This is a genomic window from Chitinophaga fulva (genome assembly GCF_012927205.1).
Classification (GTDB): Bacteria; Bacteroidota; Bacteroidia; order Chitinophagales; family Chitinophagaceae; genus Chitinophaga; species Chitinophaga fulva.
In genome coordinates, this window is the sequence record NZ_JABBGC010000001.1 from 190,933 (window position 1) to 217,248 (window position 26,316).

Genomic DNA, 26,316 nt, shown 5'->3' on the forward strand with positions numbered 1-26,316 from the left:
TCGAAACCGTGTAGCTGATGCTTCACGGTTTTTTTTATCATGAATCACACAAAATCAGCTATTTCAGCAAATCCGGGCCGGATTTGAAATATTTTTGCCTTAGTTTCGTTCATCATCAAATTATTCAGATAAAATTTTCTGTCACCAAAAAAATCTCAGGCGTTGTTGTTTTCATTCAGAGAGGTACTGTCGGCCATTCAATCATATGGAAAAGCCCATCAGTTCATTATGCAGCACAAGTTGTGGAAGTGGATCCTGATACCCGGCATCATTTATTGTTTGCTCTTTTTCACAGGGTTTTATTTTGTCTGGGGCTATTCGGGTGATTTTGTGGAATACCTGACCCGCCTGCTGCATATTACCGAATGGGTGCAGGACCTGGAAAGCAGCTGGGTAAGCTTTCTGTTTATCCTGGTGGCCTTCTCCGTCCGGATTGTTTTTGTATTCTGGTATTTTTCCTATTTCAAATATTTGTTCCTCATTGTTGCTTCCCCTGTTTTCTCCTACCTCTCGGAGAAAACCGAAGCCATCCTGGAATACCGCGATTTTCCCTTCAGCTGGGCACAACTGGGGCAGGACATCTGGCGCGGCATCCGGATGTCTTTCCGTAACATCGTCTACCAGACAGGCGCCATCCTTATATTACTGGTGGTTTCCTTTATTCCCATTGCAGGATGGATTACCCCGATGATCGGCTTTTTCATTGAAGCCTATTTCTATGGCTTCTCCATGATGGATTACAGCTGCGAACGCCACCGCCTCACGATGGCACAGAGCATACAGTTTATTCGCCAGCACCGGGGTATGGCCTTGGGCAACGGAATGGTGTTCTACATATTTATGCTGGTGCCGGTAGTCGGTTGGATGCTGGCTCCCTCCTACGCCGTGATCGCCGCGACCATCGATTTACAAAATAAAAAACTGATATAACCATGAGTGCAACAGGCAAAGTGTACCTGATCCCTACTGTGTTGAGCGCTGACGCCCTATTCAGCATTCCGGCCTATATTACGACGATTGCACAACAGCTGCGGGTATTTTATGTGGAAAATGAGCGGACCGCCCGCCGTTATCTGAAAGCATTAGACAGAAATATCAATATCGATGAACTCCAGTTGTTGCCCATGCACGAAAACCAGCCACCAGACACTGCGCTGGCGAAGAAGCTTTTACTGGCAGGCACTGACATCGGTGTACTGAGTGAAGCAGGATGCCCGGCCATCGCTGACCCCGGTCACCTGGTAGTACAGGCAGCACACAGCATTGATGCGCGCGTGATACCCATGATAGGCCCTAACTCCATGCTGCTGGCCCTTATGGCCTCCGGCATGAATGGCCAGAACTTTCAGTTCACTGGCTACCTGCCCATCAAATCACCGGAAAGAGGCAAAGCATTACGCCAGCTGGAAGAAGAATCTGAACGAAAAAAACAGACACAGTTGTTTATTGAAACACCTTACCGCAACAATCAACTGCTGAAAGACATACTGGACCTCTGTAAAGATCATACCCGGCTGTGCATAGCAGCTGACATCACAGGTCCGGAAGAATATATCAAAACAAAAACCATCAAGGAATGGCGGAAAGCATTGCCAGACCTGCATAAGCGGCCAGCAATATTTCTGCTGTATGCCGTACCGGCGTAAGGAAATGACGATTTTCCCATTACGAATTGAGGGCTATCACGTAAGTAAAATCCTTACATGATAGCCCTCAATATTTCACTCATAATTGATTAAGGAAGATCTCTGCCAGCAGCATCTCTGACACTGATCACACTGTCCACAATAAACGGACTGTAACCACGCCAGGGCAATGCGCCGAGATATTCCTTATAGTGCAGTTCCACCGTTTTACCGCTGGCGGTCATCAGCTGTTGTGCAATACGCTCATCAGCCACGGAGAACTGGAATTCGTTGGACTGGATGGTTCCGGCAGTACGGCCTTTATAGCCGGACTGGATTAATTTTCCTTCATAGGTTTTGAAGACATAGCCCTTTTCCACGAAGTAATTGAGCTCACCTGCCTTTACCCCTCTGCCGAAGACAAAGTAAAATTTGTACAGGAAGAAGCCGCCCAATACCAGGACAATAATAGTAACAACGATAAAAATAAACCGGCCCATGTGAATAGTTTAGTAGACGTTATGATCAAAAGTAAAGATCCACCAGATAAATAAAACCGGCCATGGAAAAGGCGCCCAGTTCCAGTTCACGCTTATTCACCGCTTCAAACACATCATTGGCCGCGTGATGAATATCAAAATAACGCTGACTGTCCGGAGAAAGTTCAGCCATGGGCGTACCCAGTGCCTGATGCAGTGGTCCGATATCTGTACCTCCGCCTTCTTCGTTAAAGTCGTACAGGCCATAGGGCTCCAGCAAGGGTCTCCAGCTCTTTATTTTAGCTTTCTTCTCTGGTTCCATGGTAGAAGTGAAGCCTCTTGGCGTAAAGCCACCGGCATCGCTTTCCAGTGCGAGGATATGTTTTTCGTTGCGTTGTTTTGCCAGTTCCGCGTATTTTTTACCGCCGCGGGTACCGTTTTCCTCGTTGGCAAACAGTACCACACGCAGAGTGCGGGTAGGTTTCACGCCTGCTGCTTTGAAAGCACGCAGCACTTCGATGGACTGTACACAGCCGGCGCCATCATCGTGTGCACCTTCGGCTACGTCCCATGAATCGAGGTGGCCGCCCACCGTGATGAATTGATCAGGGTATTTGCTGCCGCGTATTTCGCCGACCACATTGTGGCCAATAGTGTCCGCCAGCATCTCGCAGTTGGTACGGAGGAATACTTTAGCGGAATTGTCTTTTTTCAGGCGGCTGCTCAGGCGGTCTGCATCCTGCAGGCCGATGGCCACCGCGGGGATTTTTGGATAAGCCGGGTCATAAGCCATGGCACCGGTATGCGGGAAATTATAGGCCCCATGTGTCATGGAACGTAAGATGATCGCCACCGCACCATATTTGGCTGCCCTGCTCGCGCCCTGGCCCCTGTATTTCACCGCATCATCATAAGAATAAAAAGTTTTGATGAATTCCGGCTTAAAGGCGTAGTTGTAAAAGACGATCTTACCTTTTACCTGGTCTTTTTTAGCTTCCAGGTCTTCAAAGGAGGCTACTTCCAGTACCGGGGCAGTAATGCCGGGATTGCCGGTACCTACGGAATTGCCAAGGGCCAGCACATTCAGCGGCGGCACAAAGTCACGCAGCTTCGAAACGATGCGGGCTTCTTCTTTTGCACCACGCACCCAATGAGGCACCATACATTCCTGGAGGTAAACCGTATCAGCGCCGGCCGCTTTCAGGGCATTTACGCCCCACTGCTCAGCCTTTGGCATCTGAGGGGAACCAGCCAGCCTTCCGCCGATGGTCTTCGTCAGTACGCGGAGGTTTTCATAGGCGGTGCTATTTCTTAGGACTTCATCGGCCAACTGTCTTAAAACGAGGGAGTCTGACTGCTGAGCCCTGGTTACTGCCGGTAAAAGGCAGGTCAGCAGCATTGGCAAAAGGCGTTTTCTCATATAAGCGGCTAAATTTTGCAATAAAACTAATTAATTGGCAGGGTTCTTACAAATAACAAATAAATGGTTTTGGAGTTTCCACTAATTGAAAATTCAGCGTTACCTTCGTTACACAAAGTAATCTTGTCGCTGGCACTCATTTACAGGGCTTTATTACTTGTCGCTTTCCGTTCGTTAAATTAAAGATCATGCGCATAGGAATAGTATGTTATCCGACATACGGGGGTAGTGGCGTATTGGCCACAGAGCTGGGCAAAGCTCTGGCAGACAAAGGCCATATGGTGCATTTCATTACCTACCAACAGCCCGTGAGGCTCAATGCTTTTCACGCAAACATATACTACCACGAGGTACAGGTACCGACCTATCCTCTTTTCGATTTTCCACCCTATGAGTCTGCCCTTAGCAGCACGATGGTGGATGTTATCCTTAACCAGAAACTGGACCTGCTCCATGTACACTATGCCATTCCGCACGCTTCTACAGCGTACCTGGCCAAACAGATCGTAAGCAAGCAGGGCCGGGTGGTACCTTTCATCACTACCCTTCACGGTACAGACATTACCCTTGTAGGGAAAGACAAAACCTACGCTCCGGTGGTGACGTTCTCAATCAACGAATCAGATGCCATTACAGCGGTATCCGAGAACCTGCGTGACGAGACGTACAAGTATTTCCAGATAGAGAAAGAGATCTCTGTGATCTACAACTTTGTGGACACGCAAAGGTTCAGCCGCCGTGAGATGCCTCACTTCCGCAATGCCATCGCGCCTAACGGTGAGAAGATATTGCTGCACGTATCCAATTTCCGTAAGGTAAAAAGGGTACCTGACGTGGTAAATATATTTGCCAAAGTGAGACAGGAAGTGCCTTCCAAGCTGCTGCTCGTAGGCGACGGCCCCGACAGGCCTGCCATCGAGTGCCTGTGCCGCGAGCTGGGCATCTGCGAAGATGTACGGTTTGTGGGCAAACAGGAACAACTGGAAGATGTGATGTCTATCAGCGATCTTTTCCTGCTGCCTTCTGATTACGAGAGCTTTGGTCTGGCCGCACTGGAAGCCATGGCCGCACAGGTCCCTGTGATTTCCTCCAATGCAGGCGGTTTACCGGAAATCAATATTCCCGGCCAAACCGGCTATATGAGCGATGTAGGGGATGTGGAGGGTATGGCTGCCCATGCCATTAAGATATTGCAGGACGACGCCCTGCTGGCTAAACTGCGTAAAGGTGCACTGGCGCAGGCACAACGTTTCCATATCGATAATATCATTCCGCAATACGAAGCGTTATACGAGCAGGTGTTACAACAGCAGGCGCAGTTACTCTAACGCCCGCGTATCCACCTTTCAGGGTTCTGTTGTACCATGTTGCGGTAGATCTGTAATTCTATCTCTCCACTGCTGGCCACTGCGCTGGCAGCAGCTGCACCCAGCACATGCCCGCGTTTTACGGACATGCCTTTTTTGACACGTATATCCACCAGTCTTACATAGTTGGTAAAATATCTTCCATGGCGCAGGGTAACCATATATCCTGCGCCTGGAACGCTAAATACCATTATCACTTCTCCATCAAAGATCGCTTTTACCGCAGCCCCTTTGGGCGTAGCGATCACGATACCATTGTGTTCCACTTCCACTTTTCCGACCTTACCGGTGCCGAAGCGGCCGGTGATCCTGCCAGCGTCAACAGGCCATGGGAGCCTGCCCCGGTTAGCTTCAAAATCGCGGGACAGCGATAAGGCTTCCGGCGTTGCCGCCAGTACGTCCTCTTTAGGTGTCGGAGCCGGATCGTCTTCCTCTTCATCATCAGTAGCAACCGGCTTCGGTGGCGGCGGTGGTTTTTTCCCGGCTTTTTTAGCCGCAGCAATAGCACGTTTGCGTGCTGCCTCCTGTTCTGCTTTACGTTTTGCCGCTTTGGCCGCAGCCGCACGTTTACGGGCCGCAGCAGCTGCCAGTTCTCTTTTGCGGGCAGCCTCTATCTCCCGGCGGATAGCGTCCTGGATGGCACGATCTACCTGCCTGGCTTCTGCCCTGCTTTTTTCAATGTTCTGCTGGAGTTCTTTTTCCTGTTCCTGTAATTGTACGATCGTATGATCAGTTTCTTTCTTATCCGCGATCAACACGCCTCTCTGCTTTTGTTCCGTGTACAGGGCGCCTGCTTTTTGCGCACGTTCCTGTTCAAGGTTCTCCAGTTTCTGTGACAGCAGTACTTTGGTAGACAACAGGCTTTCCGCTTGCCGGCGCCTGTTTTCCCGGTATTGCCGCAGGTATTGGTAACGGCGCAGGGCGTCGTTAAAGCTGGTAGCGGAAAACAGGAAATTGAGCACATCATAGTCTGTTTTTGTCTTATAGGCATACACTACCAGTTGCGCATAACGGGCGCGCAGGGAATCCACTTCCTTTTCCAGCGTTTGTACGTTATCGTTAGTACTGCTGATAGCGCCATCTATCTGGCTGATCTCTATGTTGATGTTTTTGATCTGGGCGTTGCGGCTGTCAATTTTCTGTTGCAGCTCCCGTTGCAGTCCGAGGTTTTGTTTGGTAGATTTACGGGTATTCTGCAGGGTGCGGGTAGCCTCCTGTATTTCCTTCAGTAGTTCCTGTTTACGGCTTTCCAGCGCCGCGCGCGATGTTTTGTTACCGCGCTGCGCATACAGCACTCCCGGTAACAGCCAGCAAGCTATTAAAAATGGGATCAGCTTTTTCAAAAAGGAACGGTTTTAGCAATTTGGGTATCTGTTCATTTGATTATTTGATCATTTAGTTATCTGCTTATTACAGGTAGTCCAGGCATCCATCAATAAGCAGATAACTAAGTTTCTAAATAAACAAATTATCTACGTCTTATCCACTGTTCGGGATTCTGTTTGGTAACTCCCTTCCAGATCTGCAGTTCCACCTCACCGGTATTTTCGAGGTCATTTACACTGGCAGTACCGATCACCTGACCGGTTTTCACCATGTCACCTTTCTTCACGCGGGTAGTCTGCAAACGAACATAGGTAGTAAAGTATTGTCCATGACGGATAATAATCACATAGCCGGAGCCGGGCATTACCACAACGGATTTCACTTCTCCATCGAAGATGGATTTCACGGCGCCGCCTTTGGTGGTAGCGATCACGATGCCGTCGGAAGGTACGGTGATATGTTCCATAACGGCATGTTGGTGTATCCCGAAATGTTCAATGATATTACCGGCATCCACAGGCCATGGCAGTTTACCACGGTTGGCCTCAAAGCTTTCAGACAGTGCCAGTGCTTCCGGTGTAGCTTCCAGTACGTTTTCGCTACGTACAGGCGTTGGTTTCGGTGGCTCTGGTGCAGGCTTCGCCGGTTCTGGTGTTGGCGTTGGCTTTGTTGGTGGCGGGTTATTCGCGGCAGTGTTATTATTTGCATTATTGGCAGCAGCGGCATCAGCTTTGGCTTTCTCTGCGGCGGCCAGTGCGGCTTTGCGGGCTTCTTCCTCTCTTCTGCGTTTCTCTTCTGCGGCTTTACGGCGGGCAGCTTCTTCCTCCATGGCTTTGCGGCGCGCTTCTTCAATCTCACGGCGGATTACCGCACGGATAGCGGCCTGCACTTTCTGGGCGTCTTTATTACGCTGATTGATATCAGCCACGAGCTCTTTTTCACGGCCTTTCAGCTTGGTGAGCACTTCGTCTTTTTCTTTCTTGTCTTGTTCCAGGGTAGACCGCTGTTCCTGTTCCGTTTTCAAGGCATCGGCACGTCTTACACGCTGGTTTTCGAGGCTCTGGATTTTCCGGTTCAGCTGGTCCTGTGTAGACACGATATTATCTGCCTGACGGCGGCGGTATTCGCGGTATTGTTTGAGATATTGGAAACGTTTTACAGCATCGTTGAAGCTTTGAGCGGAGAACACAAAGTTCAGCATGTCATAGGAAGAACGGTTCTTGTAAGCGTATACCACCAGCTGGGCATATTGCGCTTTCAGGGTGTCCAGATCTTTTTGCAGGGTCTTTACATCACGATAGGCGGTATTGATATCGCCGTTGATGAAATTAATTTCTTCGTTGATATTATTGATCAGCCGGGTACGGAGGGTGATTTTGTCCCGCAGTGCGCGCAACTGGCCCAGGCTCTCCTTGGTAGACCGTTTGGTGTCTTTCAGCTGAGCATTGGCTTCCTCGATTTCTTTTTGCAGCTCTTTTTTCCTGCGCTCCAGTTCCTCCCGCGTCGGTTGCTGCTGGCCGGTATTCTGGGCCACCAGCATAGCTGGTAACAACCATATGATCAATACTAACGGGATAATCTTCTTCAAATATAACATGACTATTTTAAGTAACTGCAATTAAGTATCAAGTATATAAACGATAAATATACAACGTTTATTAGTTTAATGAAGATGACATTACCAGGAAATTTATTACATGCGTTTATAGCTCGCCGGCGTGCTGAACGGGAAGGTCAGCGGTACGTCAAAATCATAGCGGGTAAAGTCCAGCGCAACTTTGGTCACGCTTTTTTCTTCCACAAAAATACGGCGTACGGTAGGAAATTTCCGGTTGGCCACATTGGCATAGTCGCCATAGGTCAGTTCACAGGAACGTTTGATGGCGCTGGTACTATCAGCGTCCATTACCTTGCTCTGCTGCAGACCGTAGTCATCTGAAAATACGTTGAACAGGCTGACAAACCGGGCATTTTGACAACTAAAAGAGATAACCGACGGTGTTTTCACGAGGCCGAAGACAGAGTCTGTAAGGTATACAGGATTACCAATGAGCAGGTCCTGTAAGGTTTTGAAGTCAAACGGCACACCCAGCAATTCTTCTGCATCGGCCATCCGTTTGAGGAACAACTGTTTCTCAATCCTATTGTAGAGTTTGAGGCTGTCGGGGGTGATCACGGCACGCATCACCTCATCGATGATAGGAGCGCTGACGGATATCCAGATGATGCTGTCTTTTTTCATGCGGATAGTAGCCGTGAGATTGTTATGGCTTTTGTTTTCTGTTTCAATAGCCAGTTTCATCCTGCCGGAGAACGTATTAAAGTCGATGTTATTCTTGCGGATACCTTTCAACATATTGCTGATAAAGGCGTTCCGCTCTTCTGCGGAGGTAGTGTCCCGGTGAGCAGCTACCCTGCTGGTATCTGTGGCCGGGAAGGTATTGCGTGACAGTTTTTTCGGGTGACGGCAGGCGGTAAAGGCCAGGCCGGCTATTCCTATTAATAACAGTAGTGTTTTTTTCATGCAGCGATAAGCTTTTAGCGGTATCAGCGCTACCAACGGTGGTGTGAACGGGCATTCCCGGCTGAAGGCTATTGAATGTATTTTTTTTCAGCGATCTTACGGACAAGGCCCACAGAGGTAGCCCCTTTGTCTTTGGCCTTCTGCCAGTATTCCACCGCTTTTGTGACATCTTTCAGGTTAAACAGTATGTCCCCGTAATGCTCGAGCACATTTGGATTCTGCTGTGCTTCGGGAAATTGCAGGGCTTTCTCTATCCAGTGCCTGGCATCCTCAAATTTGTCTTGCCGGAACAGGATCCAGGCGTAAGTGTCCATATAAGTAGGACTCTCCGGTTCCAGGTCCAGTGACCGTTTAGACATTTCCGCGGCATGGACCAGGTTTTCACCGCGTAGTGACAGGTAATAACTGTAATTGTTGAGTACCAGCGCATCGTCGGGGCGTAACAGGAGTGCTTTTTCATAACTGCTGTCAGACTGCAGGTGCTGTCCTGTAGCATGATAGGCGTCTCCGAGCAACGACTGTACGTCGGCCATAAATTTCTTTTCCCCATTGCCTATTTCCAATGCTTTGTTCAGTGCACCGATGGCGGCGGGATATTGCTGTAACAGGAAACTGGCCACTCCTTTAAAGTAGTAGCCCATAAATTCTTTCGGGAATTTATCTGTTACGGTATTACTGAGTGCCAGCAATGCATTGGGATCTTCCTTGCGGGAATAAATCCACATCAGCTGGTACCATACCGAAAAGCGGCTGGAGTCAAGGCTCAGCGCTTTGGTATAATTCTGTTGGGCGCTGTCCAGCATATCAGCCTGTGAGAACATATCCCCTCTCAGGGCGTAGGCCTTGGCTTCTTTTGGATGAGCGTTTACAATCAGGGAAGTAAGCTCCAGGCCTTCTTCCACTTTAGTAGAATCCAACTGCATCATCTGCAGGTAAGGATATACGTAGGCTACTTTTTCATCGATACTGTAAGTCGGATTAGCGAAGGCGCGGGTCAGGTAAGCCCAGTAACCGGCCTTGTCACCGCTCTTCTTCGCATAGGTGGCGAGGCCTAGCAATGCCCGGGCATTATCCGGGTCTTTACGCAGCACATCGTTGTAGATAGCGATAGCGTCAGCAGTGCGATCGTTGGCATCATACACTTCTGCCAACAGGAAATAATAGCGCAGTTCCTGCGGATTGTTATCAATCAGTTTACGGATTTCGGTTGCTGCCGCGTCTACCTGGCTCATTTTAAGCAGTAGCCGTTGTTTTTGGTAGATGACTTCCTCTACTACCCCTGTTTTTTTCTCCAGCTGACTAAATACTGCCAGTGCGGATGCCGGCTTGTTTGCTTTGGCAAGGAACATGGCCTTGTTGTACAGGTAGTCTTCGTTTTCGGGGTAACGGGCAGTCAGTTTATCAAAAACGGCAGCAGCGCTGTCAAATTGTTCGTTGACAGCAAAAGCGTCAGCCAGTGTTATCTGGAACCAGTGATTATCGGGGTCCATGCTGGCGGCCCTACGGGCGAAGCCAAGCGCGTAGCCCGGGTTCTGGACTTCCATAAACAGGCGGGCCAGTTCATAATAGGCGGTGGGATTATTCTTGTTTAACCGCAGGTAGTCGGAGTATTGGGTGATGGCCGTGCGGAAGTCGCCCAACATCTTGGAGCGCTGGGCTGCAAAGAAAAGGCTGTCTGCCCGCTGCTCCAGCACAGCAGGGTCTTTGATCACAGCAGTATGGTGCAGTGCTTTTTTAGGCCCGCTGCACGCGCCTGTGATCAATATACCAGCAACACCTATAACGGTTAAGAATACACGCATTTATCAGGATTTACCGGTATGACCGAAGCCACCTTCACCGCGAACGGTTTCGTTCAGCACTTCCACAGGTTGCATAACTGCCTGTACATAGGGAGCGATGATCATTTGGGCTACACGATCTCCGGGTTGTATCGTTTGTGGTTCGTTGGACAGGTTGATCATAATTACTTTGACCTCTCCTCTGTAATCCGCGTCAATGGTACCAGGCGAATTTGGTATGGTCAGGCCTTGTTTAAAAGCCAGGCCGCTGCGCGGACGGATCTGCGCCTCGTAACCTACAGGCAGTTCCATAAAAAGACCGGTTGGTACCAATACCCTTTCCAATGGCTGGAGCGTCAGCGCCGTCTCCAGGTGTGCACGCAGGTCCATACCTGCAGCTTGGTCGGTTGCATAAGACGGCAATTCATTATCCGACTTATTAATGATTTTCACAATTATATCAGCCATTGAGCAAAGATAATTTATTATTATTTAGCGATTTTCTCCAATAACACAACAGCATGGGCAGTAACGCCTTCCTCACGTCCGACAAAACCCAGTTTTTCCGTTGTGGTGGCCTTTACAGACACATCTTCCAGTCCTATACGCAGTATTTCCGCAATTACTGCCTGCATCTCCGGCACATAAGGCTTGATTTTAGGGGCCTGCAGGCACAGGGTACTGTCCACATTCACCACACCATACCCTTTTTCACCGATCAACTGAGCGCAGCGGGCCAGCAGTATCTTGCTGTCAATATTTTTATAGGTATTGTCCGTATCCGGGAAATGTACGCCGATATCACCCAGCGACAGCGCTCCGAGCATAGCATCACAGATAGCATGCAACAGCACATCGGCGTCACTATGCCCCAATGCTCCCTTGTGGTGCGGCACTTTCACACCGCCCAGCCAGAAATCCCGGCCTTCCACCAGCTGATGAAAATCTACTCCCAGACCAATACGTATACTACTCATAGCTTATATTTTAAAACATTTATGCCAATCCGCAAGGTAAGGCTTTAAATATAAAAATCCCCCCGTTAAAAAACGGAGGGACGGAATATATTTTGGAATTTTTTGATTTAGAAATTTTCTTGATTTGTAGCCTTACCAGCCAGTCCTGCTGTCTTCATTGCGGGCGCCCAGATCGAACGTCAGCGTGAAGCGCAGTGTGTTGGACAACGGATTACGCTGTATACCGGAACCGGAAGGTACGAGGTAAGAAAAGTTCAAACCGAAAATATCATACTTGATACCAACCCCGGCAGTAACATACTTACGGTTGCCTTTTAACTTGTTTTCGTTGAAATACCCCGCTCTTACGGCAAACATATGGTTGTACCAGTATTCAGCACCAACAGAATACATCAGTTCCTGTAATTCTTCTTTAAAGCCTCCCGGAGCATCACCGAAAGAACTAAACATTCCCTGCAGCACACCTTTTTCTTTGTACGCACCGGTGGAATCCGGAGTAGGCACCAACAGTTTGTTGATATCAAGCGCAAAGGTCAGCTGATTGGTCTCATCAAGGGCAAACGTGTAGGCAGCACCGAGACCCAGGTTGGTAGGCAGAAAGTCTTTATTCTGCGCTGAACTGGTATACGAAATTTTAGTACCGATATTGGAAATAGACGCACCAAGGCTTAAACGGTTGGTGAGCCCATCGTCTTTTTCATATTCTTTGGTGTAGAAGGCGGAGAGGTCCGCAGCAAAAGCTTTCGCTGCACGGATGGTAGCGCTGCCGTTGGATTGTCCACCGGCCAGGTTGGAATAGATATACCGTCCGGTTAATCCCATGGAGAAATTATCAGACAACTTACGGGCATAACCGGCATCCAATGCAAATTCACGCGGACGGAAATCCCCGAGGTCCTGGTTGGTGACATCCCGGAAGTTGATAGACCCTAATGAAAAATAACGGAGCGATGCAGAGATAGCCTGGTACTCATCCAGCTTCGTATATCCGCTGACGGTCGCCAGGAATACGTCATTCACCAGTTCCTTCAGCCACGGCGTATAAGTCACTGCCACACCTGACTTGGATTCCGCAAATGGCAGTTTGGACAAGTTCCAGTAAATGGAAGATGCATCAGGTGAAATGGCTAAACCCACGTCTCCCATAGCGCCGCTTCTGGCGTCCGGGGTTATGCGGAGAAAAGGCACCGCAGTATTAATCGTATTGGTACGGCCATCAATCTGATCTGAATTAATCTGGGCTGAGGTTTCAAAACTGCTGAAAGTACCGTATATGAACACAAGGCTCAAAGCTACCTTTCGGATCATGCAACGTTCGTATTTTGATAGGGTGTAAAAATAAGCTTAATTATTAATATTAAAATGAAATGGGGGTTGGTAAAGGGATCATGTCAAATCTGCTCTCCCATGCATGGGTCAAAATAATACCATTTTTCCACCCAACGCCCTGGTTTGGCCATTACTGCCTATAATCAGCCGGTAGATATAAATTCCGGCGGGTAACCTTGCTCCAGAATCACCTCTACCGTCCCAGGGGATTCCATCAAAACGACTCGTACCGGAAAATATTGTGCTACGCATTTTCTTTACCAATTTTCCGTCCGTGGCAAACACCTGCAAATCCACCTGTAATTCTTGTCCCTGCTGATTATGCAAAAAGGAAAACCTCGTTACATCGTGAAAAGGATTGGGATAGTTGACAACTTCGTCTACCGCCAGCGTCCCCGGCGCTGCAACTTTAAAAGCAATCGTTTTTACAGTGCTGTTGTTATAGGTGTCCCAAGCTTTAATGGTAATACGATGCGCCCCTGTTGGCAATCCGTTCAACTGAAACCGTACCTGTCCCTCCCGGTAACTGTCCAAAGATGCATCAAAATAATCATTTAAAATCAAATATTCTGAACTATCCAATATTGCCACCAGGCTATGTGCCGGATTATTACCCGATACATTAATACCACTGCTGTCTGCCAGATCTATCATCAACAGCGGGGATGGTCCGGTCATATCTCCATTGATAAACGCCTTGCTATCGAGCCATGCTTTCACATCAGGGCCACTAACATCTGCCGGTGCTCCGGGTAACAAACCACCTGCAAAAAGTCCATCAAAGTAACCACCACCGTCTGCAGTGGGATTGCTGGTGTAATAACTGATCTTACTTTTTCCTTTACCCTGCAACAAGTCCGCAGGTACCGTGAAGGCCACGGTAAACTCGCCCCTGCTCACTGTTTGCGTGCCTTTAAACAGGATATTTTCCTGTACCTGGAAATCTGCCGGCTGGCTACGTGGATCATTGCCCCGCGTGCGATGTGTGACCGGCTGATCATATATCACCGTGTTCAGCGTACCGCTATAGTCCCGCAGCACATTACCCTGTGCGTCGGCAATATGCCCTTTGATAATACAATGTTGCAGCCCTTTCAGGGTATCCGTTTCCGTTGTTACCCTATGACCATTGATGCTGTCCGTTATCACCTGCCACTGCGGGAAAGCTAATGTCAGCGAGGGGTCTCCCAGCAACTGGAATTTGCGGTTGTTGATCACGTCACCGGAAGTAGTGTAAGTTTTATTCTTGCCGTCCTGTATGGCCGCACCCAAACTACGCATGGAACCATCTGTCTGCCGCGTGAAAGCAGCTTCGAGATAATTACTGTTCATAATGCGGTTGGAGTTGGCAAAAACAGCCCTTGTAGTGGTCATCAGCGCAATAGCGCCGCTTTGTTGTTGCAACAGCAATTGTGCCCCCAGTGAGTTAATGCCCGGATCATCAAATGGCGCAAAGTCGCAGGTAGCTGTAATCAATAAAGGCAACTGCTGCTCGTTTTTCCACTCCTGTACACTATTTACATCCATCACTGTTTCTTCTGCAAGACGGTTATTACTGCCATGACCATTGTAATTAAGCACGAGCGTACCGGTATTGACACTGTTGTTGACGGCTTTGGTCACTTCCGGTGAACGGGCGCCTGCACTCGTATTTTCCCGTGGATAAGCATCCACATATATTTTACTGATATTAGGGAGATGATTGCTTTTTGCGATACTACTGCCCATGATTTCGGCATCCTGCAGATGCAGGTTGTCGTCTTCATCATCGGCCAGCAACGTTACGCGGTTGCGCCATGGCCCAAACGACCTAGGTTGCTGGTAACGGATAATTTTGTCTACCGCCGTTCTGGCTTCAGAGACATTACGTGCAGGCAGCCGTCCGATACCGATGTCCAACAGATTGGATATATCCGTTCTTGTGATATCCTCCGCATCATCCAAGAATCCGAAAAAATCATCTGATACGTGGGAGTGAATGGCATCGAGTGAGGCATCGCTTTGCCAGGAAGGCACCAGGTTGGTGTTGTTTTTCACCCGCTGGCGGTAATCATAGGAAGCTGCACCGAACAGCAACAGGTACTTCGGATGAGCGCCGCGGTCGTAGTGCATCTTCACATAATCACGGATGGCCGTAGGATCGGGTGTTCCTGATGCAAACTCATTAAATACCTGGGGGGTCGTTACCACGGCTACACGCAGCCCGTTCCGGGTGCGGCGCCACGCTGCCAGCCGTTCGGCTTCCGCCAGAAAGGCTTCATGGGTCACTATCAGCATATCTGCTCCGGGTTGACCGTGCAGGTCCTGGTTGGGCACCGGTCCGCCTGGCACCGGACGCATGACCGCCGCCGTATTAAAGGCAATGAATTCCCGTAACGGCCCTGCATCTCCCGTAAAAGCCAACGTATCTGCCTTCAAAGAAGTGATCATCGTCAGCGGCCGTAACGGGTTTGTCACTTCCCACACCTGCGTTTGTGCGGCGGCGTTAGCCAGAAAGTATTGCGTACGGCCGGTACCAGTAGCTGTGCGAAAATCCAGTATGCCGCCAGCGGGCATCTTCAACGAACAAGGAGCTATCAGCTCCAGATAATCAAGCCACCCTTTGGCATTCAGGTCACCCGGCTGGAACTCCACGCCTACTGTCAGGGCATCACCGTTGACGGTAGCGGTACCGGAGGCATAGGCTGCGGTGGCATACGATTCAAAGACACTGCTGCCTACGGGCAACAGGTAAGCGCTGGCGGCAGCAGCCTGGTTCAGGCTTACATTGAAGTTACTGCCGGTGGCGCCACGTGCGGCAGCCCGGAAACCGACAGTAACCGGTCCTACCGGTGAGGCCGGCAATGAAAAGCCGTAGGAGCGGCTGTTACCGATGACTTTACCGAATTCCTGTCCCCACCATTGTTTACCGCTGCTGAGGAAGTTAAGGCTGTCCCGTTCATAAAAGGTATGGAAGTCAAAGGAGTAAGTTTTGCTACCGGCGGGCTGGTTATTGCTGTCCGATACTATACGGGCGCCATTGTTGCCAATTGTCAGGAAATAAGTGGCTGCGTCGCTGTAAAGGTTGTATTGATGTACAAACCCGGGCTTCAGTGGGTCCCACTGCCAGCGGTGAGGGCCGGGGGTATAAAAAAGGAGGTAGTCGTTGCCATCCAGTTGACCATCTCCGCCGTCCTGCACCTGAAGGGATACTTCCGGCAGGTCGTCGTAGCGGAGCTGACTGTTAGGCTCCGGCAGCATCCGGCCACCTGTCCCGAAAAGCCGTACACTGCCTGATGGCAGTTGCCGGGTATCCACCCCCAGCTGCTGTAGCAGGGGTAGGTCTATTTTATAAACGCCGGGAGCTGCCACTGACAGTTTATACCAGTGGCCTGATGCCAGTACGCTGTGATCATTATAAGTCCGGGGTACGGTCTGTCCAACAGCGCTTCCGCAGTGATATAGAAAAAATAACAGGAGTGCCGGGAAAATATTCGAAGGTTTCATTATCTTGATAGCCCTTTTCCATCCTTCCTGAAAGGCCGGTGTAATGTAGAGAAAATATAGGATAAAAAATTGAAATATATCTCTTAATTTTCGCTGCTGTCCTGTCCTTGGTTGTTACCGGGGATTGTTCGGGCAAGGGCAAATTACAAATTAATTTTTTTCGCCATAAAATAAAAAAGATTACATTTGCGTTTACTGTAAATATAATCGACTAAAGCTGTATCGCATGCGTAGATTAACCTCTTTATCATTGCTCGTTGGTACCGGCGTAATGCTATCCATGACTGCCTGTCACAAGGACGGTGGAGGACTTTTCGGCAAAAAGAAAGAAGTTTCCTCTGCTACCGGCTGGAACTATAACGACCAGAAAATGGGTGGTTTCAGTGTAGCCAAGAATAAAAACCAGCAAACAGGACCAGGTCTGGTGTTTGTACAGGGCGGTACTTTTGCCATGGGTGCCACTGAGCAGGATGTAATGGGCGACTGGAACAACATTCCACGTCGTATTACAGTTTCCTCTTTCTACATCGATGAATCCGAAGTAGCCAACGTACACTATCGCGAATACCTGTTCTGGCTTGCCCGTGTTTATGGGGAGTCTTTCCCGGACGTATACCGTAACGCACTGCCAGACACCCTGGTATGGCGTAGTGAGCTGGCTTATAACGAGCCCCTGGTGGAATACTACTTCCGTCACCCGGCCTATAACGACTATCCGGTGGTAGGTGTTACCTGGAAACAGGCTACCGACTACTGTAAATGGCGTTCCAACCGTGTAAACGAAAAGATGCTGATGGACAAGGGCCTGCTTTCCAAAGCAGATGTTACCAACCAGTCAGACGACAATACATTTGATACCAAAGCCTACAGCGCCGGCCTGTATGAAGGTACTCCGGGCAAAATGTCCAAATCTACCAAAGACCAGTTCAAAAATCCGGACGGCACTCCGCGTACCGCCCAGTTTGAAGATGGTGTCATGCTGCCAAACTACCGCCTGCCCACAGAAGCAGAATGGGAATATGCCGCACTGGGTTATATCGGCCAAAACCCTGGTCCTTCCAAAAAAGAAGGCAAACACGGGGAAGAGCTGATCATGAACAAACAGGTGTACTCCTGGGGCACCAATACCAGCGGCCTGCGTGATATCCGCCGCGGTACCATGCAGGGTCAGTTCCTGGCCAACTTCAAGCGTGGTTCCGGTGATAACATGGGTGTGGCCGGTGGTCTGAACGACCGTGCCTCCATCCCTGGCCCTACCCGCTCCTTCTACCCCAACACTTTCGGCATCTACAATATGTCCGGCAACGTGTCTGAATGGGTACTGGACGTGTACAGACCACTCAACCCGATTGATGGTGAAGACTTCAACTACTTCCGTGGTAACAAATTCCAGACTGTTTATCAGAACGAAAACAAAGAGTTCGAAAAAGACAGCCTGGGCCACCTGAAAATGCGTGATGTAACTGACGAAGAAAGTGCTAACCGTCTCAACTACCAGAAAGGTGACGTTATCAACTACCTCGATGGTGACTCCCTCTCCCAGGTGGAATACGGTTATGGTGTAACCACCCTGATCAACGACAAATCACACGTAGTGAAAGGGGGTAGCTGGAATGACCGCGCTTACTGGCTCTCTCCCGGCACCCGTCGTTACATGCAGGAAAATATGGCCACCAACACGGTAGGTTTCCGTTGCGCGATGGACCGCGTAGGCAGCCCTGAGGGTAACAAATTCAAGACAGGTAACCTGTTCAAAAAACAAAGACAGAAGAGATAATCATCTTCATAAAAAACAAAAAGCCGCAAATTACTTTGCGGCTTTTTTTATGTGTTGTGCTCAACTATTTCCAGATCTCCAGAATTTCTTCTGTATGGTTTTTGGTATCCGGTTTTTTGATGATGTGGTCAATCACGCCCTTATCATTGATCAGGAATGTAGTTCTGTGAATACCATCATATTTCCGGCCCATCATCTGCTTCTCTCCCCAAACACCGTACTGGTTCACGATCTTATGATCATCATCTGCCAGCAGGGTAAAAGGCAGTTCATATTTTTCGATGAATTTCAGATGGCTTTGTTCACTGTCAGTGCTGACGCCAACCACTTCATATCCTTTTTTAGTCAGTGCGCTGTAGTTATCACGCAGATTGCAGGCCTGTGCCGTGCAACCGGGCGTCATATCTTTCGGATAAAAGTAAAGCACCACGCGCTTACCTTTAAGGTCCGTCAGTGATACGGTTTTTCCGTGCTGATCTTTGCCTTTGAATACCGGCGCTTTATCGCCTTCCTTTAAGTTTACCATATCGCGTTTTTTTAAAATTAAACCATTAACGTTTGAAAGACAGGTGATAGCTGCCTTCGTTGCCAGCCACGTCCGTTACTTTCATGACCAGGGTGTGGTTGCCCGGCTGGCAATGCTCATCAAACGTATAGGTGAGCACGTTACCCTTGCGGGAAAACAACAGCCATTTACCATCCAGTTCGCCCCGGAAATCTTTGATCCCGCTGGCATCGCTCATCACGAAAGAGAGTTTGGCGGCCCTGGAGAGGTTAGCCCCTGGCTTCACCCCTACCGGCGTTACTTTCGGTGCTTCTGTATCTACCTCGAGGTGGAAATTACCAAAGTCGCGGAAGGTACCTTTATACCAGCCCTCTTCCTTTGTAGTAGCGGAAGTGCTGCTGCTTCCCATTCCTTCCCGCACCATTACTACTTTGGGTTGCAGGTACTCCGGAACCGTCTTCGTTGGCTTCAGCCGCACATCAAAGAAATCGTGTACCGGTACCACGGGCGTATGCAGCCGATAGATATTGGAATAGTATTTCGCTGATGTAGCGGGCACTTCCTGGTAATTGAAACAGATCTGATCGTACAGTGCCCGTTCATCGAGGTAAAATTCCACCTGGTTGTTTTCGAAAATATTACGGGAATCAGGATACATGGGATTGGCACAGGTTTTCTCCGGCGTTTCGTCACCACCCTGCTGCAGATTCAGTTTCACGGTGGAAGTGTTACCATAGGCATCCTTCACCAGCAGCTTCACTTCGTGCACTTGTCCATCGGACAGGTTGATCGTACCATCTCCTTTCAGGTCGTGGTAGATATCCAGTTCATTGCCCGGCACAGAGAACAACAGTTGCAGATAAGGCCCATTGTTTTTTTTCACTTTATAGTCGATGTGCGCGTTCAGGTAACGGGTTTCCTCATATCCGATGTTATCCAGCTGGAAATCGATATCCGGCACATCATTATTGTACATGAACACCTCATAGATACCGTAGGTATTAGGCGCAGTGTTCATGCGGTCAATCGCATTGATGCCCAGTCCGGCTTTGTGTGCACGCACTTTCACCACTGGTTGAGCAGTCGTGTAATGATCGCCCACTTTTTTCACCGGCAGTATCATCGGTTGTTGTTCATAAACACTGCGTTCTCTATCGTAAATGGCTATACGATATACATCCGGCGGCCGGGTATCAGCGATGTTAAAGCCGAACAGCAGCGGATTAAGCGGTTTCTCCGTTTGTGTGTTCCTGATTTCGAAGTGCAGGTGCGGGCCGGCAGAACCGCCGGTATTGCCGCTCCAGGCAACTAAATCACCTTTCTTCACGGGGAACATATCAGCTGGGATAGACAGATCGCTGGACCAGCTTTCATTGGTATATTGTTGTTTTTTCACATAAGCCTGTAAAGCCGGGAAAAAAGCGTTCAGGTGGGCGTACACGGTCGTATATCCATTGGGGTGGGTAATGTACAACACATTACCAAAGCCGGTATGTGATACGCCGATACGGCTTACATAACCATCTGCCGCTGCATGCACTGCCATATTCTCACGTTGCTGCGTTTTAATGTCCATGCCGGAGTGGAAGTGATTGGGCCTTAATTCGCCGAAGTTACCAGCCAGTTCTATGGGGATTTCCAGCGGATTCCTGAAATAGCCTTTTGGATAATTCTTTTCGGGAACGGATTGTGCCTGTAATAAATGCGGTAGTAAGCAAAATAAGCCAATGACTCTCTTCATAATATGCAATGGTAGAAAAAAAATAGGAATTGACAGACGTAATTTCTTCCGTACATTAGATGCCGCAAAACAAGTATATCCTACATGTCTATCCTGGTATCACAACTGAGTAAGGTCTATGGCGAACAACGGGCAGTGGACGCTATTTCCTTTGAATTGAAGAAAGGGGAAATAACCGGTTTCCTGGGCCCTAACGGGGCGGGCAAGTCCACCACCATGAAAATGATCACCGGTTTTCTGCCTCCTACCAGCGGCCATGCCAGTGTGTGTGGGTATGACATCGTGAGCCAGTCGCTCGAAGTACGTAAACGAGTAGGATACCTTCCGGAATCCAATCCGTTGTACCATGACATGTACGTAAAGGAGTTCCTGGAATTCATTGCCGGTGTGCATCAGCTGGGCAAGGCAGGTGCAGCGCGTATCCGTCAGGTGATTGACATGACGGGCCTGTTACCGGAGAGCCGCAAGAAGATCGGCGCTTTGTCCAACGGCTACAAACAGCGTGTAGGGCTGGCACAAGCCCTGTTGCACGATCCTGAAGTACTGATCCTTGATGAGCCCACCACCGGGCTGGACCCCAACCAGCTGGCCGATATCCGGCAACTGATCAAAGATCTGGGGGCTAACAAGACCGTTATCCTGTCCACGCATATTATGCAGGAAGTAGAAGCGCTCTGCGGACGGGTGATCATCATCAACAAAGGAAAAATAGTGGCCGATGACCAGCTGGCCAATCTCCAGCAGCAGAACGCCACCGGTGGCTACCTTCAGGTGACCTTCGGGGAAGCAGCCACCACCAGTGAACTGTTGCAGATACCCGGTGTTTCACGGGTGGCAGCCCTGGAAAGCAATACATGGCAACTGTATACCAACGAGGTAGACGCTGTGCGAAAAAACCTGTTACAATTTGCTTTGATTAATAACCGGAACATCCTTTCTTTGCAGAGCAATTCACAAAGCCTGGAATCTATTTTCCGGGAAATAACAAAGCGCGTGGAGCCGACAGGTGAAACGCCCGCTGCTAACCGCTAATAGCTAACAATTATAACTTTTGAATTATGAGTACCATTTCAGCAATCCATGCCAGGCAGATCCTCGATAGCCGCGGTAATCCTACAATTGAGGTAGACGTAACCACCGAAGACGGTCACTTTGGCCGTGCAGCCGTGCCTTCCGGCGCTTCTACCGGTAAGCACGAAGCCGTAGAACTGCGTGACAACGATAAAAGCGTTTATGGCGGAAAAGGCGTACTGGAAGCTATTAAAAACGTAAATGACATCATCGCAGAAGAACTGATTGGCTGGGAAGTAACAGACCAGGCAGGTATTGACAAATTGCTGATTTCCCTGGACGGAACCCCCAATAAAGCCAAACTGGGCGCTAACGCTACCCTGGCTGTGAGCATGGCCGTAGCTAAAGCAGCAGCAGAAGAGTGCAACCAACCGCTGTACCGCTACCTGGGCGGCGTAAACGCATTCACCCTGCCTATTCCCCTGATGAACATCATCAACGGCGGTGCACACGCTGACAATAAAATTGATTTCCAGGAGTTTATGATCGTTCCGATCGGCGCCTCCACCTTCTCCGAAGGCCTCCGCTGGGGTGTGGAAGTATTCCACAAACTGAAATCTGTACTGAAAGGCAAAGGCTACAGCACCAACGTAGGTGACGAAGGCGGTTTCGCTCCGGAAATCCAGAGCAACGAAGAAGCCATCGAAACTGTACTGGAAGCTATCAAAGCAGCAGGTTACACTCCCGGCGAACAAATCGCTATCGCCCTGGATGCCGCCAGCAGCGAGATGTACAACGAAGAAACCAAAAAATACAAGTTCTATAAGAGCTCCCAGAAAGAAATCACCAGCGATGAAATGGTGGCTTACTGGACTGAATGGTGCAACAAATACCCGATCGTTTCTATCGAAGACGGTATGGCAGAAGACGACTGGGATGGCTGGAAAAAACTGACCGAGTCTGTAGGCAACCGCGTACAGCTGGTAGGTGACGACCTGTTCGTAACCAACGTAAAACGCCTGAAAGAAGGTATCGATAAAAACATCGGCAACAGCATCCTTATCAAAGTAAACCAGATCGGTACTGTTACAGAAACCATCGATGCAGTGAACATGGCGCACAAAGCTGGTTACACTTCCATCATGAGCCACCGTTCCGGCGAAACTGAAGATACTACCATCGCTGACCTCGCAGTAGCACTGAACTGTGGCCAGATCAAAACCGGTTCTGCTTCCCGCACCGACCGTATGGCCAAATACAACCAGCTGCTCCGTATTGAGGAAGAACTGGGTGAAGTAGCGATCTATCCTACTAACGCCATCAGCGTGAAAAAATAACACTAACCATTTAGGGATTTTTTGATTTACGATTTGAGAATTTAAGATGCAGCGAAGAACCGCTTCTGTCAAATTCCCAAATCGTAAATCAAAAAATCCCTAAATTGCATTATGTCTTTTCTTAAATCCATAAAACTACCGCGCTATGTAAAGAACAAGTTCTTTATTACCAGCCTCGCTTTCGTTATATGGATCGCCTTTCTGGACAAGACCAACCTGATGTACCAATACCAGTTCCAGTCTGAAGTCAATAAGCTGGAAGACCAGAAAGAGTTTTTTATCAAAGAGATCAAACAAACCCGGGAAGAACAACAGGAGCTGCTGTCCAGCCCTGAAAAACTGGAGAAATTCGCCCGCGAGAAATACTATATGAAGAAAGATAATGAAGACCTGTTCATTATCAGCCCCGCTCCCCAACAGTAATTGGTTCCGGCCTCCTTGCGAATCATAAAAATTTATCTTAAATTAACAATACATTGCACCTTTCTGTCGTTATAAAGTAGGATACGATTCTCTTAACAAATCTATATTGCATGAGTAATTTTACACTATCTACCCTCTCCACCTTGTGTCTTGTTACTGATAGCGACCTCAAACGTTCACAACAGGAAGTATCATTGACCCGGGAAGAGCAGGCTTGCTTCGAGGACACCAAAGCCGTCCTCGACACTGTCCGTTTTTCGCCCAGGGCCGCCACACTCCGGTTGATTTTCGACTACGCTGCCAGTAAACCGGAAAAACCATAATCCGGCAAACACATAGAGACCTTACATACCTGTCGATTGTACTGCAACTTCCACGTGCGGTTATCAACTCATTTTTCCTATTTTTACGGCATGACCAAAAAAGAGCGTTTTGCATTCGTTATCAGCTATTTCGAGCAACATGCACCCAATGCCGAAACGGAACTGATTTACGACAATCCTTACCAACTGCTGGTAGCCGTTATCCTCTCCGCCCAATGTACCGACAAACGGGTGAATATGACCACTCCCGCCATATTTGAACGTTATCCGGATGTGGAAGCACTGAGCACTGCCACCTTCGACGACCTGTTCCCCCTCATCCGAAGTATCAGTTATCCTAACAACAAAACCAAACACCTGATCGGGATGGCACAGATGGTCATAGATGACTTTAACGGAGAAATACCCGGTACAGTGCCAGAACTGATAAAACTGCCCGGCGTAGGGCGCAAAACAGCCAATGTGATCACCTCGGTGGTACACCAGCAACCCAATATGGCGGTAGACACGCACGTATTCAGGGTATCAGCCCGTATTGGCCTTACCACCAATGCTAAAACGCCCCTGCAAACAGAACTGCAGCTGCTTAAATATATTCCGAAAGAAAAAGTACATGTTGCCCACCACTGGCTGATCCTGCATGGCCGCTATATCTGTGTGGCCCGTAGTCCCAAATGCGGGGAATGCGGCCTGCGTCCGGCATGTAAGTACTACCAGCAAATCACCAAGGCTCAATAACAATTCCCATATATTTTGATATACTAAATCGTCTGTATGCGCCCATTCCTGACTGCCAGCTGGCGAAATCTGCTCATGCTCAATTTTGCCGCAGATGCCAACACACTCCGGCCATACCTCCCGGCCCATACCGAACTGGATACCTGGAACAACATTCACTATGTAAGTCTCGTCGGCTTCCTTTTTCAGGACACCAAAGTCAAAGGCATCTCCTTCCCCGGCCATCGCACCTTTGAGGAAGTAAACCTCCGCTTTTATGTACGCTATAAAGATCAGGGCCTGTGGAAACGCGGCGTGGTATTTATCCGCGAACTGGTGCCCAAACCACTGATCACCCTCGTGGCCAATACCCTCTATAAAGAAAACTATGCTACCCACCGGATGCGCCACCAATGGGACCAGCCGGACGCGGATACCCTTCATGTCCGGTACGAATGGGAAGTTGCCGGTCAGACCAACTTTCTGAAAGCCACTGCCACCGCTACACCTCAACCACTGCAAGAAGGCAGTGAAGCGGCCTTTATCACGGAACACTACTGGGGTTACACCCGGCTGGACCATCAGACTACCGGCGAGTATCAAGTGACCCACCCGAAATGGGACGTCCATCCTGTTATTGATTACGGCTATCGCTGCCATACCTCCCGGCTGTATGGCCCCGCCTTTGTCCCTATACTGGAACAAGCCCCGTTATCGGCCCTGCTGGCCAACGGTTCGCCCATCGCAGTGATGCATGGCCGGAAGCTGCGGTCCTGAATCGTTGGGAACCCCGTTCGTTTTTTTCTTCCATCATAAATTTTGAAACGATTTATAATAATTTGCTATCTTAAGCAGTTCATTCAGATGCAATTAAATAAAGCTAAAAAAACGTTATGAAATCAGCCGTAAGAGTACAACTGTCCTTCATGATGTTCCTCGAATTTTTTATCTGGGGAGCATGGTTTGTGACACTAGGTACGTTCGTATTAAAAAATCTGCAGGACACCAATGCCAACCAGGTGAGCGTTGCGTTCCTCACCCAATCGATTGGGGCGGTTATTGCGCCTTTTATCGTGGGTATTATTGCGGACCGTTTTATTTCCGCCCAGGTGATCCTGGGTGCCATTCACCTGATCGGTGCAGCGCTGTTATGGACCTGCTCCGGTATGACCAGCTTCGACAGCTTCTACCCTGTACTGCTGGTATACATGATTCTGTACATGCCTACGCTGGCACTGGTAAACTCTATCTCCTTCCGGCAGATGAGTGATCCCAGCAAAGACTTCTCCACTATCCGCGTGTTCGGCACCATTGGCTGGATTATAGCCGGGCTGCTGATCGGCTGGCTCAACTGGGAGAAAAACAACACGCTGGGCCTCACTTTCAAGATGGCCGCCGGTGCATCGTTGCTGCTGGGCCTTTTCAGCTTTACGCTGCCTAAAACACCACCATTGAAAAAAGGCACACAGATCTCTGTGAAAGAAATCCTGGGCCTGGATGCCATCCGGATGCTGAAAAACCGTTCCTACCTGCTGTTTTTCATCGCCTCCATCGCTATCTGTATCCCACTGGCGTTCTACTACAACTTCACCAATCCGTTCCTGAACGAGATCGGGATGACAGCTGCCGCAGGTAAACAATCCCTTGGGCAGATGTCTGAATTTTTCTTCATGCTGGTCATGCCGCTTTTCTTCGCCCGTCTGGGTGTTAAAAAGATGCTCGCACTGGGTATGCTGGCATGGGTACTGCGTTATATACTGTTTGCCTACGGTAATGTGGACTCCAACTACTGGATGCTGATTACGGGCATTGTACTGCACGGTATCTGCTATGATTTCTTCTTTGTTACCGGTCAGATCTACACAGATAAACTGGCAGGAGAAGAATTCAAAAGCTCCGCACAGGGTTTCGTTACGCTGGCCACTTATGGTGTGGGCATGCTGATCGGCTTCCTGATCTCCGGTCCTATCGTAGAGTCTTACAAAACCGCCGGCGGCCACAACTGGCAAGGCATCTGGCTGATTCCTGCCGGTATCGCTGCTGCCGTACTGGTATTGTTCATGCTGCTCTTCCAGGACAAAACGGAAAAAACCGCATAAGCATTTGATCATTTGATTATTTTGATATTGGGTTATTGGATTTACGGATTTTGGAATTTTTTGATTTGG

23 protein-coding genes are annotated in these 26,316 nt (G+C 49.1%); 11 read left to right on the top strand and 12 right to left on the bottom strand.

Annotated elements, in window-relative coordinates; translation table 11 throughout:
* Positions 1–165: 165 nt before the first annotated feature.
* Positions 166–930: an EI24 domain-containing protein gene (locus HHL17_RS00830; protein WP_169225867.1), complete on the top strand. Its 765-nt coding sequence runs from the start codon at positions 166–168 to the stop codon at positions 928–930.
* 2 nt (positions 931–932) lie between these two features.
* A complete protein-coding gene (locus tag HHL17_RS00835) occupies positions 933–1,646 on the top strand; it encodes an SAM-dependent methyltransferase (RefSeq protein ID WP_169222923.1) in 714 nt (237 codons plus the stop codon).
* A gap of 89 nt (positions 1,647–1,735) precedes the next feature.
* On the opposite strand, the gene HHL17_RS00840 is transcribed toward HHL17_RS00835, so the two are convergent.
* Entirely contained in the window at positions 1,736–2,125 is a 390-nt protein-coding gene (locus tag HHL17_RS00840; RefSeq protein WP_169222924.1) for a hypothetical protein, read from the bottom strand.
* A gap of 25 nt (positions 2,126–2,150) precedes the next feature.
* Positions 2,151–3,524, bottom strand: coding sequence for a M20/M25/M40 family metallo-hydrolase (locus HHL17_RS00845; RefSeq protein ID WP_169222925.1), 1,374 nt, complete (start codon positions 3,522–3,524; stop codon positions 2,151–2,153).
* A gap of 188 nt (positions 3,525–3,712) precedes the next feature.
* Here HHL17_RS00845 and bshA point away from each other — a divergent pair, with 188 nt between their 5' ends.
* A complete protein-coding gene (gene bshA / locus HHL17_RS00850; RefSeq protein WP_169222926.1) occupies positions 3,713–4,852 on the top strand; it encodes an N-acetyl-alpha-D-glucosaminyl L-malate synthase BshA in 1,140 nt (379 codons plus the stop codon).
* On the opposite strand, the gene HHL17_RS00855 is transcribed toward bshA, so the two are convergent.
* The 8 genes from HHL17_RS00855 to porU form a co-directional block, all read right to left on the bottom strand.
* The gene (locus HHL17_RS00855; RefSeq protein WP_169222927.1) at positions 4,849–6,234 is read right to left on the bottom strand and encodes a murein hydrolase activator EnvC family protein; all 1,386 of its coding nucleotides are present in this window, start codon (positions 6,232–6,234) and stop codon (positions 4,849–4,851) included. The genes bshA and HHL17_RS00855 overlap by 4 nt on opposite strands.
* Before the next feature lie 125 nt (positions 6,235–6,359).
* A complete protein-coding gene (locus tag HHL17_RS00860; RefSeq protein WP_169222928.1) occupies positions 6,360–7,805 on the bottom strand; it encodes a murein hydrolase activator EnvC family protein in 1,446 nt (481 codons plus the stop codon).
* 105 nt (positions 7,806–7,910) lie between these two features.
* Positions 7,911–8,741 carry a DUF4292 domain-containing protein gene (locus tag HHL17_RS00865; protein ID WP_169222929.1) on the bottom strand — a complete coding sequence of 277 codons (831 nt, stop codon included), beginning with the start codon at positions 8,739–8,741 and terminating at the stop codon, positions 7,911–7,913.
* Between the two features lie 68 nt (positions 8,742–8,809).
* Positions 8,810–10,543, bottom strand: a complete 1,734-nt coding sequence (locus HHL17_RS00870; RefSeq protein WP_169222930.1) for a tetratricopeptide repeat protein — start codon at positions 10,541–10,543, stop codon at positions 8,810–8,812.
* A 3-nt stretch (positions 10,544–10,546) separates the two neighbouring features.
* Positions 10,547–10,990, bottom strand: coding sequence for a dUTP diphosphatase (dut, locus tag HHL17_RS00875; protein ID WP_169222931.1), 444 nt, complete (start codon positions 10,988–10,990; stop codon positions 10,547–10,549).
* 20 nt (positions 10,991–11,010) lie between these two features.
* Positions 11,011–11,499 carry a 2-C-methyl-D-erythritol 2,4-cyclodiphosphate synthase gene (gene ispF / locus HHL17_RS00880; RefSeq protein ID WP_168871273.1) on the bottom strand — a complete coding sequence of 163 codons (489 nt, stop codon included), beginning with the start codon at positions 11,497–11,499 and terminating at the stop codon, positions 11,011–11,013.
* Between the two features lie 132 nt (positions 11,500–11,631).
* Positions 11,632–12,807, bottom strand: a complete 1,176-nt coding sequence (gene porV / locus HHL17_RS00885; protein WP_169222932.1) for a type IX secretion system outer membrane channel protein PorV — start codon at positions 12,805–12,807, stop codon at positions 11,632–11,634.
* A gap of 108 nt (positions 12,808–12,915) precedes the next feature.
* Positions 12,916–16,314, bottom strand: a complete 3,399-nt coding sequence (gene porU, locus HHL17_RS00890) for a type IX secretion system sortase PorU (protein ID WP_169222933.1) — start codon at positions 16,312–16,314, stop codon at positions 12,916–12,918.
* 226 nt (positions 16,315–16,540) lie between these two features.
* Between porU and HHL17_RS00895 the strand changes: the two genes are divergently transcribed.
* A complete protein-coding gene (locus tag HHL17_RS00895) occupies positions 16,541–18,091 on the top strand; it encodes an SUMF1/EgtB/PvdO family nonheme iron enzyme (RefSeq protein WP_169222934.1) in 1,551 nt (516 codons plus the stop codon).
* A 64-nt stretch (positions 18,092–18,155) separates the two neighbouring features.
* Here the strand turns inward: HHL17_RS00895 and bcp are convergent, their stop codons facing one another.
* Both bcp and HHL17_RS00905 read right to left on the bottom strand, forming a co-directional pair.
* Positions 18,156–18,617 (bottom strand): thioredoxin-dependent thiol peroxidase, encoded by a 462-nt coding sequence (gene bcp, locus HHL17_RS00900; RefSeq protein WP_169222935.1) that lies wholly within the window; start codon positions 18,615–18,617, stop codon positions 18,156–18,158.
* 25 nt (positions 18,618–18,642) lie between these two features.
* Positions 18,643–20,337, bottom strand: coding sequence for a peptidoglycan DD-metalloendopeptidase family protein (locus HHL17_RS00905; RefSeq protein WP_169222936.1), 1,695 nt, complete (start codon positions 20,335–20,337; stop codon positions 18,643–18,645).
* A gap of 84 nt (positions 20,338–20,421) precedes the next feature.
* On the opposite strand from HHL17_RS00905, the gene gldA reads away from it, so the two are divergent.
* The 7 genes from gldA (at position 20,422) to HHL17_RS00940 (ending at position 26,247) form a co-directional block, all read left to right on the top strand.
* Positions 20,422–21,369: a gliding motility-associated ABC transporter ATP-binding subunit GldA gene (gene gldA, locus HHL17_RS00910; protein WP_169222937.1), complete on the top strand. Its 948-nt coding sequence runs from the start codon at positions 20,422–20,424 to the stop codon at positions 21,367–21,369.
* 26 nt (positions 21,370–21,395) lie between these two features.
* On the top strand, positions 21,396–22,685 hold the full coding sequence (eno, locus tag HHL17_RS00915) for a phosphopyruvate hydratase (RefSeq protein ID WP_169222938.1): 1,290 nt from the start codon (positions 21,396–21,398) through the stop codon (positions 22,683–22,685).
* A gap of 111 nt (positions 22,686–22,796) precedes the next feature.
* Positions 22,797–23,108: an FtsB family cell division protein gene (locus tag HHL17_RS00920; protein WP_169222939.1), complete on the top strand. Its 312-nt coding sequence runs from the start codon at positions 22,797–22,799 to the stop codon at positions 23,106–23,108.
* Between the two features lie 110 nt (positions 23,109–23,218).
* Positions 23,219–23,431 (top strand): hypothetical protein, encoded by a 213-nt coding sequence (locus HHL17_RS00925; protein WP_169222940.1) that lies wholly within the window; start codon positions 23,219–23,221, stop codon positions 23,429–23,431.
* 90 nt (positions 23,432–23,521) lie between these two features.
* The gene (gene nth / locus HHL17_RS00930) at positions 23,522–24,169 is read left to right on the top strand and encodes an endonuclease III (RefSeq protein ID WP_169222941.1); all 648 of its coding nucleotides are present in this window, start codon (positions 23,522–23,524) and stop codon (positions 24,167–24,169) included.
* A 36-nt stretch (positions 24,170–24,205) separates the two neighbouring features.
* Positions 24,206–24,925, top strand: a complete 720-nt coding sequence (locus tag HHL17_RS00935) for a YqjF family protein (protein ID WP_169222942.1) — start codon at positions 24,206–24,208, stop codon at positions 24,923–24,925.
* Between the two features lie 116 nt (positions 24,926–25,041).
* Complete coding sequence (locus HHL17_RS00940; RefSeq protein WP_169222943.1) at positions 25,042–26,247, top strand: nucleoside permease; 1,206 nt, start codon at positions 25,042–25,044, stop codon at positions 26,245–26,247.
* Positions 26,248–26,316 lie beyond the last annotated feature (69 nt).